Source organism: Cytophaga aurantiaca DSM 3654 (genome assembly GCF_000379725.1).
In the GTDB taxonomy this organism is placed as follows: Bacteria; Bacteroidota; Bacteroidia; order Cytophagales; family Cytophagaceae; genus Cytophaga; species Cytophaga aurantiaca.
This window is the reverse complement of sequence record NZ_KB903625.1, coordinates 22,041-39,014: the sequence shown is the minus strand read 5'-3', so window position 1 is coordinate 39,014 and position 16,974 is coordinate 22,041. Positions and strand designations below refer to the sequence as shown.

The following is a 16,974-nucleotide window of genomic DNA, read 5'->3' as shown; positions in this document are numbered from 1 at the left end:
TCTTTTGTATATGTTACAGATTAAATATACACATGTTTCAGGCAACGAGAAATATTTTTTCAGGCAATGATACAGATTGCTGCGGAACTGTTTCCGGTAAATAACTGCAGATCAAATGGAAAGTATCTTCTGTCATGTATTTTTTTAAAACTGCAAGTATAATTGTATTTGTTTTTTTTAATGAATGAGATGAAACGGATAACGTTGTTGTTTGTTTTGGGAAATTTGTTTCCGTACAGAATGGTTTCAGATGCACTGGTAAAAGGCAAATCAGTGCTACTTTTTTTTCTGTACTTAGATCATGAGCAATCCATTGAAAAAATTTAAGCAGCATATGCTCTGAGTAATTCAGATTTACAGCAGAACAAAGTTCTAGAGAAAGATCGGTAAGCAGGTTGCTGGTGATTCCTTTGTATTTGATCATGACAGTGGTGTTTAAATTAGCAGGCAGTTTTCAAAGCACAGGCATTGCAGCCATTCATAAACGTATAAAAAGATTCCTTCAGCGACTTAAGTTCGTTGTAACATGCATCAAAAGAGGCTTGCAATTTTCCTTGTTTGTCCATTACTGTTTCTGCATGAATGAGACCTTCCAGATACAGGTTAATGAGTTTTGATTCTTCTTTCTGAACGGTTACGTCAAGCGTATCCAGGTAAATCTGCTGTTCTTCAAAATGTTTCCAATATCCATCCTGCAGTTTAAGTTGTTCCGCATGGATGGAAGACGAATAACAGTTCCCCAGAATTTTCAACAGAAAACTTATTTCCTTTTTCAAGAACAAAATATTGGAGCGCAATGCGGTACAATCGCTGGTTAATACATCTACTGTATGCATGTTGAATGAATTTTTATCAAATGTACAGGCTGTGGCCAGCTATAGAAATGACGAACGTTTGCAGTAAAGATGATCTATGTCATTTTTTGAAACTCTTTGAAGAAGAATTATGGAAAAAAAGATTTTTAATATATGTATAATTGGAACGTCGATTAACGGTTTTGAAGTCATAATTAGCCTCATTATAACTCAATTTTTCATAGCATAATAAAGTATAACCCGCTAATTGATCTTTTAACGCGGTTTCAAAAGCCAAACACCATGTAGTAAATGTATACTTTTTATGTAATCCATTTGTGTAACAACTCCGTTTATTCCTTTAAACACCCTAAAGCTATGGATACGAATCAATCAAATAAAAAGAGCGAACTCCTTGCATTAATTCTGGCAGATATGCGTAGTCGTAAACTGATTATGGGGCTTGATGAGATCGGACTTTCAACCGATGAGTTTAATACGAATTTGGCAGAACTTATTTTTAAAAAAGTAGGAGTTACAAAATCGAATAAAGATTACATGACGAACTGGTATGAAGAAACAGTCTTTAACTTGTTAGATATCGATCTGGATATATTTAGAGAACATCAGTTGTTTTTAGCACTGACACTTTACGATGCTTTACAAGTTGAAAGCAGAAAATTGCAGATGAAAATAATGTTAAAACCGAAACTTGAATTTTCCTTCAAACCATGGGTTGAATTACGACGGTTTGATAATTAAAATCTGTGAAACGAATCTTGTCGGAGTTCTTAAAGAATGTATGCATACAAGTTCTGTATATTTATTGAGTCTCCGACAAGTTCGAACTATTTTTTAACAGAGCCTTTTTTTATTTTTTTTCGATAAATTTCTTCCCTTATGAATAAAGGGCTCGCGTAAATTTTGCAAGAGCGCTGGTTACCATATCGTTGTATTTCTCATTAAGATTGGATATATTCAAATACCCCAAATAGAAAGACAGCAATGAGAAAGACTAGCCCATCGATTGATCTTAGTACGAATGAAGCGTTGGATATCTTAAAAAGATATACCAGCTATGCTTCAGAAGAGACAGAACACAAACAGCCGATTAGCACAGACATTTTTGCTACCATTTTAGAGCACCTGCCTGGTACGGTAATGGTTATAGATATGCATACCAATCTATACATCTATGTGAACACACCTGAAATTATAGGTTTTCCAAGTCAGGAATTTATAGATGGAGGAATGGCACGTGTGCTTCTTGCTTTCCCGGCTGCGCATGGTTATATGCTAACGGAACAGATATTTGCCGCCATGTTTAAGTACTTTGAAGAGTATACTAAAAAAGAAAATTCAAAAAATATAAAAGCTACCTACCAGACTCAGCTTATTCATAAAGATGGAAGTCTGCGTTGGTATCATCATACCGTGAGTGTCCTATCTACAGACAACTTGAAAAGACCTCGCATGCTGTTGAAAAGTCTTGTGGATATTCAGGAATATAAAAAAGATACGTACATCGATTTTGTAATTTCACATATCAATACAGATACGAATAAAACAGAAGTATTGTATGAAGAGCGTTACTTGCCTGAGATTTCAAACACCGTACTTTCAGAAAGAGAAGCACAAGTTCTTAGTTTGATTAGTGTGGGTATGACCAGTGCACAGATTGCAGAGAAATTATTTATCAGTCAGCATACAGTAAATACACACCGGAAAAATATTCTGCGTAAAACATTCTGTAAAGGCACTGCCGACTTAGCAATTTTTGCCTTAACTGCCAAAGAAGAAACGCTGGCTGCAATAAAATAATTCAGTTGAAATAACACTATACATGTCTGCAAAATGCCTCTCTCCCAAAGAGGCATTGCAGCATTGTGCCGGATGAAAGATGCATCAGGCTTTGAAACTCTTAGTCCACTTGTATAAAAAAGCCTCCGGAGAATGACGGAGACTAACCCAAAACGAAAAGTATCTCCGGAGGACAATGCATATAGGATTTTGAGAGTCACAATTTGCAACCGAAAGTTGGAAAAGAAAACGCCAGCAATCAATACCTAATTCTAGCGATTTCTTATATCTTGTAGCTCAAGGATATCATGGATGTTGATTATTCAGAGTCATAGCTTTAGGGAAAACCGGACTACTTAAAAAACTGATTTACACAATTATTCTTATCTTCGTTGCAATGAAAACCACGCTTTTTTACACTCGTTTTATTTTTGCGCTGCTGTTATTTTTGCAGTCTGAAATTGGTTTTTCTCAGCAGTATACATTCAGAAATTATAGTGTAGATGAAGGATTGGCTCAGTCGCAGGTTTATGCAATGTGCGAAGATAATAACGGCAATATCTGGTTTGGTACACGGGGAGGCGGTCTGAGTCGTTTTGACGGAATTGATTTTACCAGCTATACCACACAGGAGGGATTGGCGAATAATTACGTTCGGTGTATATTAAAAGATACGCTGGGTAATTTATGGGTCGGTACTGACAATGGGTTGTCTGTTTATGATGGTAAAAAATTTTCAACGTTTACAACAGCGCAAGGTTTAGGATCGGTATCCATAAATGATCTGATAGAGGACAATCAAGGGACGATCTGGATTGCTACAGAGAAAGGTGTTTTTCATTCCGCAAAGGGACGTATTGTTCCATTTTCGCTCGAACTACACGAAGCATCGAGCGTGCGCATCAACTGTTTGGTGCAGGATGCAGCAGGTAATTTATTGGCGGGTACAGATAATGGATTGTACCGTTTCAATAAAGAAAAAGGGAACTGGCAGACAGAATATTTTTCGACAGCTAAAGGATTGCCAAACAATATCATTACGTCCTTATCTATAAGAAGAGATGGTGGAATATGGGTGTGCACCTATGGCGGAGGTGTTGCAGTATTTCACGGAAATACTTTTTTTTCTATCCAAAAATCGGATGGGCTTGCCAACAATACAGTTTTTGATTGTGTAGATGCCGGCAATGGAGTGATATGGTTTGCTACCGCGAGCGGTGTTACGAAATACAACGAAACAGATACTTCTTTTACACAGATTACAGAAACAGAAGGACTGGCAAAAAATGTTGTGATGTGCACGATGAAAGATTCATTCGGAAATCTTTGGTTTGGAACTTCGGGTGGCGGCGTGAGCAAATTAAGCAGCGAACGTTTTATACACTACACTGCAATTAAAGGTGTGTTCGGTACATGGGTGTATTCTATTTTACAGGATAGCACCGGTCTTATGTGGTTTGGTACTTCGGAAGGTGGAGTAACGACATATGATGGAAAGATTTATAAACGTTTTTCCGAACGCAACGGCTTTACGGCTTCTAAAGTAAAATGTATGGCGCAGGATCAGAATGGTAATATCTGGCTCGGAACCATTTCAGATGGTGTATACATGTACAATGGAAAAACATTTCGTCACTTTAACAATCGAAATGGATTAAGCAGCAATTTTATTAATTATATTTTAATCGATGCAAGTGGCAGAATTTTATTGGCTACTGCGGGCGGTGGTATCAGTTGTTTGCTGCCTGCTAAAAACAATACGTATGCAGTTAAGAATATTCGTCCGCGTGATGGACTGGCCGGAGATCGCATCAATACACTAGTTGCAGACCGCAAAGGGAATATATGGGCCGGTACAGCAGGTAATGGTATCAGTGTAATTCGTTTTTCAGAAGACAATACCTATACAATTAAAAATTATTCGACGCAAAATGGTTTAACAAGTAATATGATCCGTTGTTCATTAGTTGATGAAAGGGGGAGTATTATATTTGGTACAGCCAATGCGGGGGTGATCGTATACGATGGAGTAAAATTTATTTCACTTACCAAACAGAAAGGGTTGTCTTCTAATAATATTTATTCCTGTATACGTGATCTTGAAGGAAGCCTTTGGATCGGTACAGATAAGGGAATTGATTGCATGTATTTGTCTAGTGTAAATGTAATTGAAGTGATTCGGCATTATGGGAAATCCGAAGGTTTTACAGGCATTGAAACCATGCACAATGCAATATGTCTTGACAATCGCAGCTGCATCTGGTTTGGAACTGTAAAGTCTGCAACGGTATTTAATCCTGCTGCAGAACGAAAATTAAAATCACCTCGTGTTCATATAACGGGCATGCATTTATTTTTCGATAAAGTTGAAACAACACCGTATGGCAAAGTGCTTACACCGTGGTATGCGTTGCCTAAAAATTTAGTACTTCCTTACGATCAAAATCATTTGAGTTTTGAATTTATTGGTGTGGAACAGGCCAATCCGGAAGCCGTTCAATACAGCTGGATGCTTGAAGGATTTGATAAAGAGTGGTCGCCGTCTACAACAAAAAGAGAAGCAATATATTCCAACTTGTCTGCTGGTACATATACATTTAAAGTAAAAGCAAAAAATGAACGTGGCAATTGGAGTGAAAGTGATGCTGTTTATACATTTACAATTAAGCCACCCTTCTGGCAAACGTGGTGGTTTATTTTTGCAGTACTTGTACTGTTTGTTTGTGCCGTCTGGTGGTTGATCTTATCGGCATCACGCAAATTGAAAAAGGAAAACGTGTTGGAGAAACAACGTCTTGAAGCCGAACGCGCTTTGATAGAACTTGAGCAGAAGGCACTTCGGTTGCAGATGAATCCGCATTTTTTATTCAACTGTCTTAATTCTATTAAAGGTTTGATTGCGGAAGATAAACCCGAAGAAGCAAAAATATATCTTTCAAAATTTGCTAAGCTGATGCGTTCCATGCTCGATCATTCGATGGATACATTTATCAGTTTAGAAAATGAAATTACAGGTCTGAGAATGTATGCAGAACTTGAACAACTAAGTCACGAAGATGCATTTGATTTTACTATTGAAGTAGAAGATGCGATTGATCCTTCGTTCGTACAAATTCCACCCATGCTGATTCAGCCTTTTGTGGAGAATGCAATTTTGCATGGAATGGCTGCAAAAGAAGGAAAGGGAACAATACATGTTGGGTTTAAATTGGAAGAAAATTATCTGCACTGTGTGATTGAAGACGATGGTATCGGCAGAGAGAAGGCTGCAGCGTTGAAACAACAATCCATGCAGCAACATAAGTCGGCCGCAATTACCGTCACACAAGAGCGACTGAATATATTAAATAAAAAACTGAATCTGGAAGCGATAAAAATTTCTGTAATCGATCTTATAAATGAACAGCAGGAAGCTGTTGGCACACGTGTAACGCTATTGATACCATTTCAGCAATAATTTATAACGTTATTCGTCAAACCACTTTTTTGTGGTCCGACGAATAACAAATAAGGCTAGACAAACTATTATGATAAAAGCATTGATCATTGACGATGTAGAAAAAGCTCGGAGCGCACTGAAGAGCGACATAAAAACCTATTGTCAGAATGTTCAGGTAATCGGAGAGGCAGATGGAGTAGAAAGCGGATTGCAGTTGATTAAAAGCACAACACCCGACGTGATCTTCTTGGATATCCGTATGTCGGATGGCAGCGGCTTTGATCTGATCGGAAAACTTCGTCAGCAAGGTGTCATTCCATTTCAGATCATATTTACTACGGCTTATGATGAATATGCGATTAAGGCATTTAAATTTAGTGCAATTGATTATTTATTAAAGCCGGTGGATCACGAAGATCTTATACAAGCTGTGCAAAAAATCAACGTACAGGATGTGCAAAGTTCCCTGAAAGAAAATATGGAACTGCTGCTGGAAAGCATGAAAGGAATTAAAACCTCGAACAAACGGATTGCATTGAATAGTGTAGATAAAGTTCAGGTTGTAAATGTGGATGATATTATTCAATGTGAGTCACAGAAAAACTATACCTTGTTTTATCTTACAAACAAAAAGCAAGTACTAGTAACCCGCACATTGAAAGAGTTTGAAGACATGCTTGAAGCAGATAATTTTTTACGTGTGCATCATTCGCATCTGATTAATGTAAAACATCTGAAAGAATATATAAAAACAGACGGTGGTTACGCTGTCATGTCGGATGGATCACAAGTGCCGGTATCTGTACGGAAAAAGGAACAACTGTTGAGTTTGTTGGGATTGTAAAAGAGTTCCTGGTTTCTAGGCACCAGTTGCCAGACAATACAAAATGTTCAAGTTTCTCCTAGTGGTTCATTTGTAATTTATAATTCATAACTCATAATTTATAATTGTGTTTTCAAATTTTCCAATACTTCAAATTCTATTTTTAATACTTCACCGCTGCTGTCTATCAATGTGAGTATATGGTTTCCCGATTCGGGATATAAAGCAAGTTCGTGCGTACCGTTTGTTTCTCCCATATAAAAATCATCGACGTGCCAGTAAATAGTTTCTCCTGCTTTCGGGTGTGTAGCTTGAAAAACAGTTTTGCTTAATGTACCATCCAGATTTACCGGAATGTAAATGCGACTTGATGTATGCGGATAGATCATTGCCATCGATTGTTCTTCATTGTTGATACAACCCTTTCTGAATGCAGGTAGAGAAGTATAGTCCGGATTTTTTCGTTTGTAATACAATGCCTGAATGGGTGGTAATACGAAGAAGGATTTAATAACCATTTCCGTAGGAGAGATACATGCGCCGTTGACACGATTGCCTTCAGCATCTACATATACAGGAATGTGATATGGGCAAAGAGTTGTTTTTAATCCTGCTTGCGGCACGGCCAATGATTCTGTGTCGGTACAGTATTCGCCGGCCTTGTGTCCGCTCTGTTTACACACTTGTATTGTTTTGGTATCGGCTGCGGGAAATTCAAACCAGATTGATTTTTGTTCAAGTACATGAAAGATATCGAATAGGATAGGTGCAGCTGCAGATATTCCTGTAAGCCCCGGGCGCCCTTCTCCATCTGCATTTCCTGTCCATACAGCTACAACATATTGCGGCGTACATCCAACTGCCCATCCGTCACGGAAACCAAAGCTCGTACCTGTTTTCCATGCAATCCTGCCGGAAGATTCAAAGTTCTGCCAATTGCTTTCTATATCGGGGCGTACAACTTCCGACATCGATTCAAATGTATGCCATACTGCAGCTGCATCAAGCAAAGATGTTGTACACATGGTTTCTTTTTTTGCGGGCATATGTGAAGCAGGCAGGTATATATTTAATGCACGAAATGCTTGCGGATCATATTTGTTTCCGTTTGTACTAAATTGTTTTAACGTTCTTCCCATACTTGAATAGATTGCACCTAAATCCCACAGGCTTGTTTCTGCACCACCCAGAATTAGAGACAAACCGTAATGCATAGGAGATTGATCCAGTGTGGTCATTCCCATTTTTTTCAGCTCATTATAAAACCGATCGGTACCATGCTGCTGCAGCATACGTGCTGCCGGAATATTTAATGAACGTGCAAGTGCTTTGCTTGCCGGCACTGCACCATCGTATGTCAAATCAAAATTTTTGGGGGCGTATCCATTAAAATGCGTTGGAATATCGGGCACAAGTGTATTCGGAAGAATTTCTCCGGCATTCAGCATCTGTGCATATAACAAAGGTTTTAAAATACTTCCGCTGCTTCTTTTTGCATGTACGATATCTACCTGGTTATGATGTGCATTGGTGGAGTCGGTTGTATTTCCGATGTATGCAAGCACATCACCTGTTTCTGTATCGATCACAAGTGCTGCTGCATTGTAAATATTATTTTCTTTTAATTGATGATACTGTCTGTTTATAACATGTTGTACATGCTGTTGTATATGAATGTCGATGGTAGAAACAATTACTGCGGATATTGCAGCATCTTTTTTTTGTGATTGACGGATTGTTTCGGTAAGGTGTGATGCGTTATCGGGTAGATTTAATGGTCGATCCGGAAGTTGTTCGGTTTTAGAAAGTACACATGTTACAGAATCGATCGTGCCTTCCTGATACAGCTTGTTTAACAGCCGGTCTCTTTTTTTCTGTAATATCTGCCTGTTTCTTCCCGGATGAATAAGAGCTGGACTGTTTGGAAGTACTGCTAATGTTGCTGTTTCAGCCCATGAAAGTTTTGTTGCATCACGCCCATAATATTTCCATGCAGCGGCTTCTAATCCAACTACATTGCCACCAAAAGGAGCATTGGCCGCATATAAAGCCATAATTTCTTTTTTCGAATATCGAAGTTCAAGCCGCGTAGCTAAAATAATTTCAATCAATTTCTCTACGATTGTTCGTGGCTGTCCTTTGCGGGAAAGTCGTATAACCTGCATGCTCAACGTACTGCCGCCGCTTACAATTCTGTTGTTATGAATGTTATGATTAAAAGCGCGTGCAAGAGCAAACGCATCTACACCCGAATGCGATTCAAAACGCTTGTCTTCAAAACAGATGATGGCTGTTTGAAATTTAGCCGGTACTTCTTCTGTATGAGGAAAACGCCACTGTCCATCGCTGGCAATACGCGCGCCTAACAATTCATGATTTCTATCCAGAACTACCGTGGATACCGGATCCTGAAACAATGGATCAGGCAAGCAAAAATAATATCCGGTTAGGATTGCAAAGAACAGAATTCCGAATAGAATCCTGATCTTTTTTTTACCTGTAAGAATGCGTTTCATAATTCTACCGTGTTTGCAGTTACTTCTACCCACATGCCGTGTTGACGCGCATTGATGGCATGATCGTACATTGCCTCAGAATAAACGGTAGGCAAATAAAAACGTCCTTCATAACTTGCGTGCAGCAACACCATAAATGTTTTTTTCTCTTTTACTGCCAGATCGTAAAAACTGTTAATACGGTCATCACGGATGTCTTCATAATCGGGCACATCATAGTGGTATACTTTTCCGGATGGATCCATACGTGAATTGTGAATCTCCCATCCCGAAGGAAATATTTGTGTAAGCGACATTTGTTCATAATTACGTGTACCTGTATTTACCAGCGTTACGAGTGCCATAAAATCTGTGCCTTGTGTTACGGAAGCAGGATTTAATTTTTTTCCATCCATAGATATATAATCTATGCTCAGACGCAAACCATTCGAAGCATCTGTTTTGTCACCTTCTACAGGAATGCCAGTTGTAATTACTTTTGTGAAAAGGATACCTTGTCCGGTATTTTTAATTTCAACTGTTTTAGCTTCGTTGTTATCCCAGCTATATTGCCAGATTGGTGAAGTTGCATTCACTTCTTTCCATGTGCCTTCTTTTGTACGGTAGCTGAATAACATATTGGATGTTGTGCGAGTGCTGCCGGTATATGTTGCTATAGCTACCAATGCATAGGCTGTTTCCTGTGTATTTAAATAGGCATTACCGTTTAATGTTGCAGCAAGTTCACGCATCAGCGGAGCAGCTTTTGTTTTTTGTCCGAGGATACTAAGACTTTGTAAAATGATGGCTTTGTCCCGTTCATCCGAACCAAATGTATTCGATAGTTCCTTGTAATCTGTAACGGTTAACGCAGTATTTGCAGTCATTTCTTTCGCAACTTCCGTTTGTCCTGCTAAATGATATGCCGCAGCCAGATACCAAATTGCTGGTATAGATTTGAGCTTAGCTAAGCGCAGACGATTCATTGCACCTATTTCCGGAGATTTTGCCAATGCCAGCAAATACAAGCGATACGCCTGAGGAACTTCATCGTCATTGTCCCAGTTACGAGCGAGTGTTTTTTGATAATTGATCCATTTATCTTTAAAACCATATGGAAGAATATACCCAATACGTTCTGCTTCGATCATGAAATGCCCGGCATAACAGGTACCCCAATTGTTTGTTTCATAATCACCCGGCCAATAAGAAAGACTGCCATCATTTAATTGAAATGTTTTTAGCCGTGCAATACCCGCTTTGATATTTTTATCGATTTCATTTTTTTGCTGAGCAGAAAGTGAAAGTAATTTGCTTAAGAACAATTGAGGAAATACAGACGATGTTGTCTGCTCTACACATCCATAGGGATAATGGATCAGATAACCCAGCCGTTTGGTAAGATTCAATGGTGGTATCGAAGAAACTTCTATCGTTGCACGATTGCTGCCTGTCATACCTGCCGGTGTACAGGATTGTGTCCAGAGTTTTCCTGCATCCAGTGTTGTTTCAGAAACAGTGTATATACGCGGATTCGGATTGCGTACTTCAATTTCTGTTTCATATACGGCAGTTTCTTTTCCGCTGCGTGCTGTCACGCGTACAGTTGCTTTTCCGATCATACCTTTTACATTCAATGGAAAGGAAATAAGTTTTTCTCCTGTTTCAGAAAAAGAAATTTGTTGGATAGTACTTCCGGTTGAAGTAAGTAAACCATTTACTTCTAATTGTACCGAAACATTTTTGATGCGGGATTCCATGGCAAAAACGGTTACAGGAAATTTGAAAGATTCATTCGGGCCTAGCACGCGTGGTAGTGTACCAAGCAGCATCAATGGTTTTTTTATCGCCACTGTTTTTTCTTCCGTACCATAGGTTCCGTTCTCTGCTGCAATAACCATCACACGTACAGAACCGACATAGTTTGGCAACGTGAATGTATGTGTTTTGCTTTCACCTGCGCCCGCATGATATGGGCCCATAAATAAAACAACGGGTTTGAAACGGTTTGCTTTTGCACCTTCAAGCGGACCGCGACTGCCATCTCCACCGATGCTTAACAGATTTTTAATTTTTGATGCATCGGCACCGGCTACTTCATCAAACATGTCCCAGGTTTTTACATCCAGTGCCTGACGTTCATTGAAATTACTCCACACATCCGGCATTTTATAACGTGTAAGATCCAACAAGCCTTCATCTACAATTGCAATCGTATAGGTCATCGGTTTTCCATCGCGTTCATTAATACGAACACTTGCTTTCTGTTCCGGCTTGAGCTGATCGGCCATAGCAATGACGGGGTGCAGGTGTGTAGCAGGATCTTCCACACGTAAAGGAAGAATACCATACATGCGCATTGGCAAGTCGTTACTCGTTTGTGCATGCGGTTGTATGAGCGTGATGTGCGCATATACATTCGGTGCCATATTCTTTGTTGCCGGGAATGTAAATTGCGTCATCCCTTTCTGTGCCTGAATCCAGTATGAACCGATTACTTTTGTTCCGGATTCTAAACTCAACAATGCTCTCCCTGCAAAACCAGTAGGGATATTCAGTGTAATGTTTTCTCCCACAGCATAGACTTGTTTGTTTGCACTGAACACAAGCATTTTTGTGCCTTGTGGATTTTCTTCTTCACCACGACCGCCCCAACCCGGCCAATCCATGTATACAATTTTTCCGCTGCAGTGTCCATCTGCATCCCATACTTTTATCAGATACCGTCCCCAGTCTATAGGACGCACACGCAGCATCCATTGCGCTTTTCCATTGATCGTTGTAAGGCTGTCTTTTTGAACACACTGTGCGAATGATCTTCCGTTATAATTGAATTCATCGTCTTCGGTTGCATCCCACCACCATTTCCAGGAAATCTTATAAAGTTCTACCGTTAATTTTTTACCAGATACAGGTTTGCCTTTTGCATCTACTGTTACCAGTTTAATTGCATGTTCTTTATCCGTTGATAGCATATTTTCGGAAGAGCCAGCTTCGTCTTGAATGCCTACATACGTTTGATAGGTATGAAATGGAATGCTGAAATACGATGTGCTGAAATTTCCACCCGGCTCATACACGCGAGCTTTTACATTCGCTTTCAGCATACTTGGCACTTCACCTTCTACGTGCAGATCTGCGGTAATGTCTGCAGCGCCTGTTGCGCTTAAGTTTCCTTTGAAGATCTCTTTTGTTTCAGTAATGAATTTTTGAGATGGATCATCAAAGACATAGTTTTCATAATTTTTAAATGTTGCTTTGGCCTGCGTAAACGTTACCGATGCTTCCGCCTTTAGGTTTTGTGCAATAGCGCCATGCAGCCAGTGCGCGCTGAGCTTTCCTTGCAACTGCTGATCTTTCTTTTCAATCTCCATTGGTTGCCAATCCAAATTGATTTTTAATCGGTTTGCAATAATGGTTTCGATCTTAATATTTTTTTCGAATGTGGCACCTCCGGCAATCACTTTTACAGAGTAGGTTCCTGTGCGTGCGTCTGCATCGGTCGCGGTATGGAATGCATAAAAATTATGCACCGATGTTGTCTTTACAATTCTTCGGATAAGTTCCTGCTGTGGATTGTATAACTCAAACACAACGGGGTGTGCAGCCGGCAGCGATTTTAATTTATCCTCCAGAACAAAATTCAAATAAATCGAATCTCCCGGTCTCCACACATCGCGTTCACCGAAGATGAATCCTTTCATACCTTTATGATATTCTTTACCACCGGTATCAAACCGGCTTAATGATAAAGAAGAACCATTGTCCATGTGCAGGTAACCACGCTGTTTGCCATATTTGGCAATAAGCAAAAATGGTTTTCCTTTCACCTTCATATTTGTTGTGCCATCTTGTCCTGTTTTACCGGATGCGATCAGTTGTTGCTGATAATCGTAAATTTCTATTGTAACGCCTGATAATGGAGCAGTACTTAGCAGATCTGTAATGGCTGTAAATACAGTACCTTCAGAGCCTCTTTTTGTAAAGATTCCGAGATTGCTGGCAAGAATATTACGCACAATGGTTTTTTCGTAATTGTAATAATATTTTTTGCATGGATTCTGCCGGTCGTCATAGTCTTCATCTTCGTAGTATGAATAATCGTAGTCATAATAGTAGCTATCCGGATCACCCCATGTATCTGCATCGATTTCTAAAGAGTTGTTTGAATCGGTAGAAGATGTGTCATCACATGGATAGAGCGAATACGATTTTCTAAAACCAAGTGCTACCTGATATATGGCTCCCGGTTCTGTTTGAATCAGTTTGCTTAGATCGATTACATGCCTGTTCCAGTTTTTTAAATCGATTTTTTTGTTTTTATCAAGCTGTACTTTTTTATTCAACAGAATTTTACCAACACGTTTTAACTCGCTGTGTTGATCCATTTTATTGATCTGCAGAAATTGTGGAATGTTTTTTTCTGTGATCTGAATGATGCGTACATCTACTGCAGAAATGTTTGCAGCTTCAAAAGCAAAAGGTAATATGGTTGAGTGCGGAATGATTGTACCTTTTCCCACTTGCCTGATTTCCGGATATAATTCTTCGAACAATACAGTAGCAGAAGATTTGCTTTGTAATACATGTCCTTCTGTATTCTGAATGTTTTGTTCAATCGTTATTTCTTTTTCACCCAGCAAACGTTTTGTAGGAAAAACGTGGATTTTATTATCTTCGATTGTGAAGGTTGCATCTGCATTGCCAATACGGATTAATCCATCTAAGACCTGATTATTTTTTATTGGATCTGAAAATTCAAGCGTAATAGATTGTGCCGGATAACTGTTGCTGCTTGTATGAATGTGTGAGAAATTCCCTAAAGGTAAAATCGAAATTTTTGTTGTTCCGTTGCATTCAAAACTACTGTAGTAGTTGCTGCTCCATTTTATTTCTACTTCTGAAGGCGTATTCGTTCGCAAGATGCTGTCAATCGAGAAACGATAATTGTTTTCTGTTATCTCTTTCCATATCATCTTAACAGGTTGCTCTCCATGATATGCAGCAAACAGTTCGGAGATGTTTTCCATTGATTCAGCATCCAGAAGTGTAATGACTCCTTCAATTTTTTGCCATTGTGGTTTTTCATTGTCTATAGGAGCAGGCATTCCTACGTCAACTTTCATTGCCTGTTTTTTTGTTCGGAATTTAAATTCAAATTTTTTGAGTGAATCCGGAATGCTCGGAAGAATATCTTTTAAATTCAGGCTTGCTTTAAATTCTTTATTGTGATCTAAGTCTGAAGATGGAGTGAACTCAATGGTACGTGTATCGATCCATCTTACACTGCCCCAAATAGATGGTTCAAATGCAAAGGTATTTCCATAGACATCTTTATTAATTTCTGAAGCTTTTATCATCTCATCTACGAATCGTACCCGTATAGACGACTTGCTCGAAATTTCTCCGCCGGTAAAAGCTGTAATGTATTTGTTGTAAAGCGTTGGCGATTTTATTTTTTTAGGAATTTGTGCATAGCGGAATACAACTGCGCCAACAAAAATGGCTAAAATAAGAAATGGGATGTTTCCAGAAAGGAAGGGAGCTTTTAGTTTCATGATACGTAGGATTAGCAATGGAAAAATAGGAGATCCCTCTATCTTATTTTAGGGGATTGAATAAGTGTAGCGATTCGGCAGATAAGTGTTGGGGGAGGGTGATTATTGTTGGAATTATGAATTATGAATGTATGCTCTTGTCAGCAAACGAATCTATCCGTAGAGTTAGCGCAGCGCTCTACGGATCTTTTAATAAAATAGAGTCTTTGACTCGTTTTAATTATTCTTCCTGAGTTTTTGAAATCGAGTCGGAGACTCTCAATTATTGATCATCCGTAGAGCGCTTCGCTAACTCTACGGATAGAGTAGCCTTCGCTTTATGCTAAGGCTAAGGGCATCGGAGCAAGACTGCGTATAAAACAATCCAAATTCAATAACTTCTTCTCTTCAATGTTTGCATATTATTTTTTATATTTAGTAGAGTTGGAATCAATTTGTGGAAAAGGGGAATCTGAAACATGCAGCACGTATTTATTGAATATGTTTATTTGATATTGGCAATTCTTGCCCTGGTTACTTTTGCGGACATCATTAAGTTGGCTTATCCCATTATTCTTGTGATTGGTGGTCTGGCCCTGAGTTTTCTTTCTGAGTTTTCAGACATGACCATTGATCCGGGCGTTGTGTTATTTATTTTTCTTCCGCCGCTGTTGTATGAAGCAGCCTGGCAAACTTCCTGGAAAGAATTCTGGAAGTGGAAACGAGTAATTACCAGTATGGCGTTTCCGATCGTAATTATTACGGCCTGTGTGATCGCTTTTTTCTCTTATGCAATCATACCGGGCTTTACCTTGGCATTAGGTTTTCTTTTAGGCGGAATCATTTCTCCGCCCGATGCAATTTCTGCAAGTACCATCATGCGTCAGGTGAATGCACCGAAACGATTGGTGAGTATCGCGGAAGGAGAGAGTTTACTGAATGATGCCTCTTCTTTGATCATCTTTCGTTTTGCTTTGGCTGCTGTTATTACCGGACAGTTTCATTTCGGCGAAGCCACATCCAGTTTTTTTCTTGTGGTACTGATGGGTACATTAATCGGACTTGCTGTAGGTTTTGTCTTTTACAGCGTGCACCGTTGGCTGCCGATACCTCCGCGTATTGAGATCATCATGACATTCGTAACACCATATTGCATGTTTTATGCAGCGGAACATTTTCATTTCTCCGGTGTACTTGCAGTTGTTAGTGGCGGTTTGCTGCTCTCCAGTAAACGTCAGCAAATGCTCAGCTACCGTAGCCGCATTCAATCTGAAAACGTATGGACCAGCATTGTCTTTGTGATGAATGGTTTGATCTTTTTATTGATCGGTTTGCAATTGCCTTCGATCATAGAACAATTGGGCGATATAAGTGTGTGGACTGCTACCTGGTACGGCATCGCAATTTCAATCATGTTGGTTGTAACACGTATCCTATGTACATTAGGAGCTTCTGCTTTTACCATATTCATGAGCCGGTATATAACAGTTGCAGACGCACACCCGGGCTGGAAGGGACCGCTTATCCTTGGATGGGCAGGTATGCGTGGTGTTGTATCGTTGGCTGCAGCACTTTCAATTCCTTTATACATAAGCGATACAGAAACGTTTCCCTATCGAAACCTTATACTTTTTATTACATTTATTGTAATTCTGGTGACCTTGGTTTTTCAAGGACTTACGCTTCCGTTACTTATCAAATGGCTGAAGGTTGAAAATTACGATTCGGATAAATCCGATGGTGAACAAGAGAAACTGATTCAAAAAAAATTATCTCATTCTTCTCTTATGTTCTTAGAAAAGAAATTTGAAGCGGAAGGGGCCGATAACGATCACATCGTTAACCTGCGCTCGAGGTTTGAATTAGAATTTCAGTTCTTTAATGCAGAGCTGCTGGAAGATGTAGATCCAACGCATAAAAATACGATCAAAGAATATCACGCCACCTATCTTGAATTGCTGGATCACCAGCGGAGCCTGTTAGCAGAGATCTATCACGACGAAGAATTTGATGAAGAAATGATTCGTAAATATCATGCATTGATTGATTTTGAAGAATTACGGATTCGTGAACAATCGTTGTAATA

9 protein-coding genes are annotated in these 16,974 nt (G+C 39.3%); 5 read left to right on the top strand and 4 right to left on the bottom strand.

All coding sequences use genetic code 11. The features are described 5' to 3' along the window. Nucleotides 1-37: 37 nt before the first annotated feature. Both A3EE_RS0104985 and A3EE_RS0104980 read right to left on the bottom strand, forming a co-directional pair. Nucleotides 38-424, bottom strand: coding sequence for a hypothetical protein (locus tag A3EE_RS0104985; protein ID WP_018342342.1), 387 nt, complete (start codon nt 422-424; stop codon nt 38-40). A 16-nt stretch (nt 425-440) separates the two neighbouring features. Beyond that, entirely contained in the window at nt 441-836 is a 396-nt protein-coding gene (locus A3EE_RS0104980; RefSeq protein WP_018342341.1) for a hypothetical protein, read from the bottom strand. A 336-nt stretch (nt 837-1,172) separates the two neighbouring features. Here A3EE_RS0104980 and A3EE_RS0104975 point away from each other — a divergent pair, with 336 nt between their 5' ends. The 4 genes from A3EE_RS0104975 (at nt 1,173) to A3EE_RS0104960 (ending at nt 6,877) form a co-directional block, all read left to right on the top strand. After that, entirely contained in the window at nt 1,173-1,556 is a 384-nt protein-coding gene (locus tag A3EE_RS0104975) for a hypothetical protein (RefSeq protein ID WP_018342340.1), read from the top strand. A 243-nt stretch (nt 1,557-1,799) separates the two neighbouring features. Continuing rightward, on the top strand, nt 1,800-2,615 hold the full coding sequence (locus A3EE_RS21185; RefSeq protein WP_018342339.1) for a helix-turn-helix domain-containing protein: 816 nt from the start codon (nt 1,800-1,802) through the stop codon (nt 2,613-2,615). 376 nt (nt 2,616-2,991) lie between these two features. Continuing rightward, nucleotides 2,992-6,051: a sensor histidine kinase gene (locus A3EE_RS0104965; RefSeq protein ID WP_018342338.1), complete on the top strand. Its 3,060-nt coding sequence runs from the start codon at nt 2,992-2,994 to the stop codon at nt 6,049-6,051. A 70-nt stretch (nt 6,052-6,121) separates the two neighbouring features. Next, nucleotides 6,122-6,877, top strand: a complete 756-nt coding sequence (locus A3EE_RS0104960) for a LytR/AlgR family response regulator transcription factor (protein WP_018342337.1) — start codon at nt 6,122-6,124, stop codon at nt 6,875-6,877. Between the two features lie 98 nt (nt 6,878-6,975). On the opposite strand, the gene pbpC is transcribed toward A3EE_RS0104960, so the two are convergent. Both pbpC and A3EE_RS0104950 read right to left on the bottom strand, forming a co-directional pair. Further along, nucleotides 6,976-9,372, bottom strand: a complete 2,397-nt coding sequence (gene pbpC, locus A3EE_RS0104955; RefSeq protein ID WP_018342336.1) for a penicillin-binding protein 1C — start codon at nt 9,370-9,372, stop codon at nt 6,976-6,978. Beyond that, a complete protein-coding gene (locus A3EE_RS0104950; RefSeq protein ID WP_018342335.1) occupies nt 9,369-14,909 on the bottom strand; it encodes an alpha-2-macroglobulin family protein in 5,541 nt (1,846 codons plus the stop codon). Before A3EE_RS0104950 ends, pbpC begins: the two co-directional genes overlap by 4 nt. A gap of 458 nt (nt 14,910-15,367) precedes the next feature. Between A3EE_RS0104950 and A3EE_RS0104945 the strand changes: the two genes are divergently transcribed. Then, nucleotides 15,368-16,972 (top strand): Na+/H+ antiporter, encoded by a 1,605-nt coding sequence (locus tag A3EE_RS0104945; protein WP_018342334.1) that lies wholly within the window; start codon nt 15,368-15,370, stop codon nt 16,970-16,972. The last annotated feature ends 2 nt before the right edge of the window (nt 16,973-16,974 follow it).

Coding starts and splice junctions, on each gene's coding strand:
- A3EE_RS0104985 (WP_018342342.1), bottom strand. CDS start 424: ATGATCAAATACAAAGGAATCACCAGCAACCTGCTTACCGATCTTTCT.
- A3EE_RS0104980 (WP_018342341.1), bottom strand. CDS start 836: ATGCATACAGTAGATGTATTAACCAGCGATTGTACCGCATTGCGCTCC.
- A3EE_RS0104975 (WP_018342340.1), top strand. CDS start 1,173: ATGGATACGAATCAATCAAATAAAAAGAGCGAACTCCTTGCATTAATT.
- A3EE_RS21185 (WP_018342339.1), top strand. CDS start 1,800: ATGAGAAAGACTAGCCCATCGATTGATCTTAGTACGAATGAAGCGTTG.
- A3EE_RS0104965 (WP_018342338.1), top strand. CDS start 2,992: ATGAAAACCACGCTTTTTTACACTCGTTTTATTTTTGCGCTGCTGTTA.
- A3EE_RS0104960 (WP_018342337.1), top strand. CDS start 6,122: ATGATAAAAGCATTGATCATTGACGATGTAGAAAAAGCTCGGAGCGCA.
- pbpC (WP_018342336.1), bottom strand. CDS start 9,372: ATGAAACGCATTCTTACAGGTAAAAAAAAGATCAGGATTCTATTCGGA.
- A3EE_RS0104950 (WP_018342335.1), bottom strand. CDS start 14,909: ATGAAACTAAAAGCTCCCTTCCTTTCTGGAAACATCCCATTTCTTATT.
- A3EE_RS0104945 (WP_018342334.1), top strand. CDS start 15,368: ATGCAGCACGTATTTATTGAATATGTTTATTTGATATTGGCAATTCTT.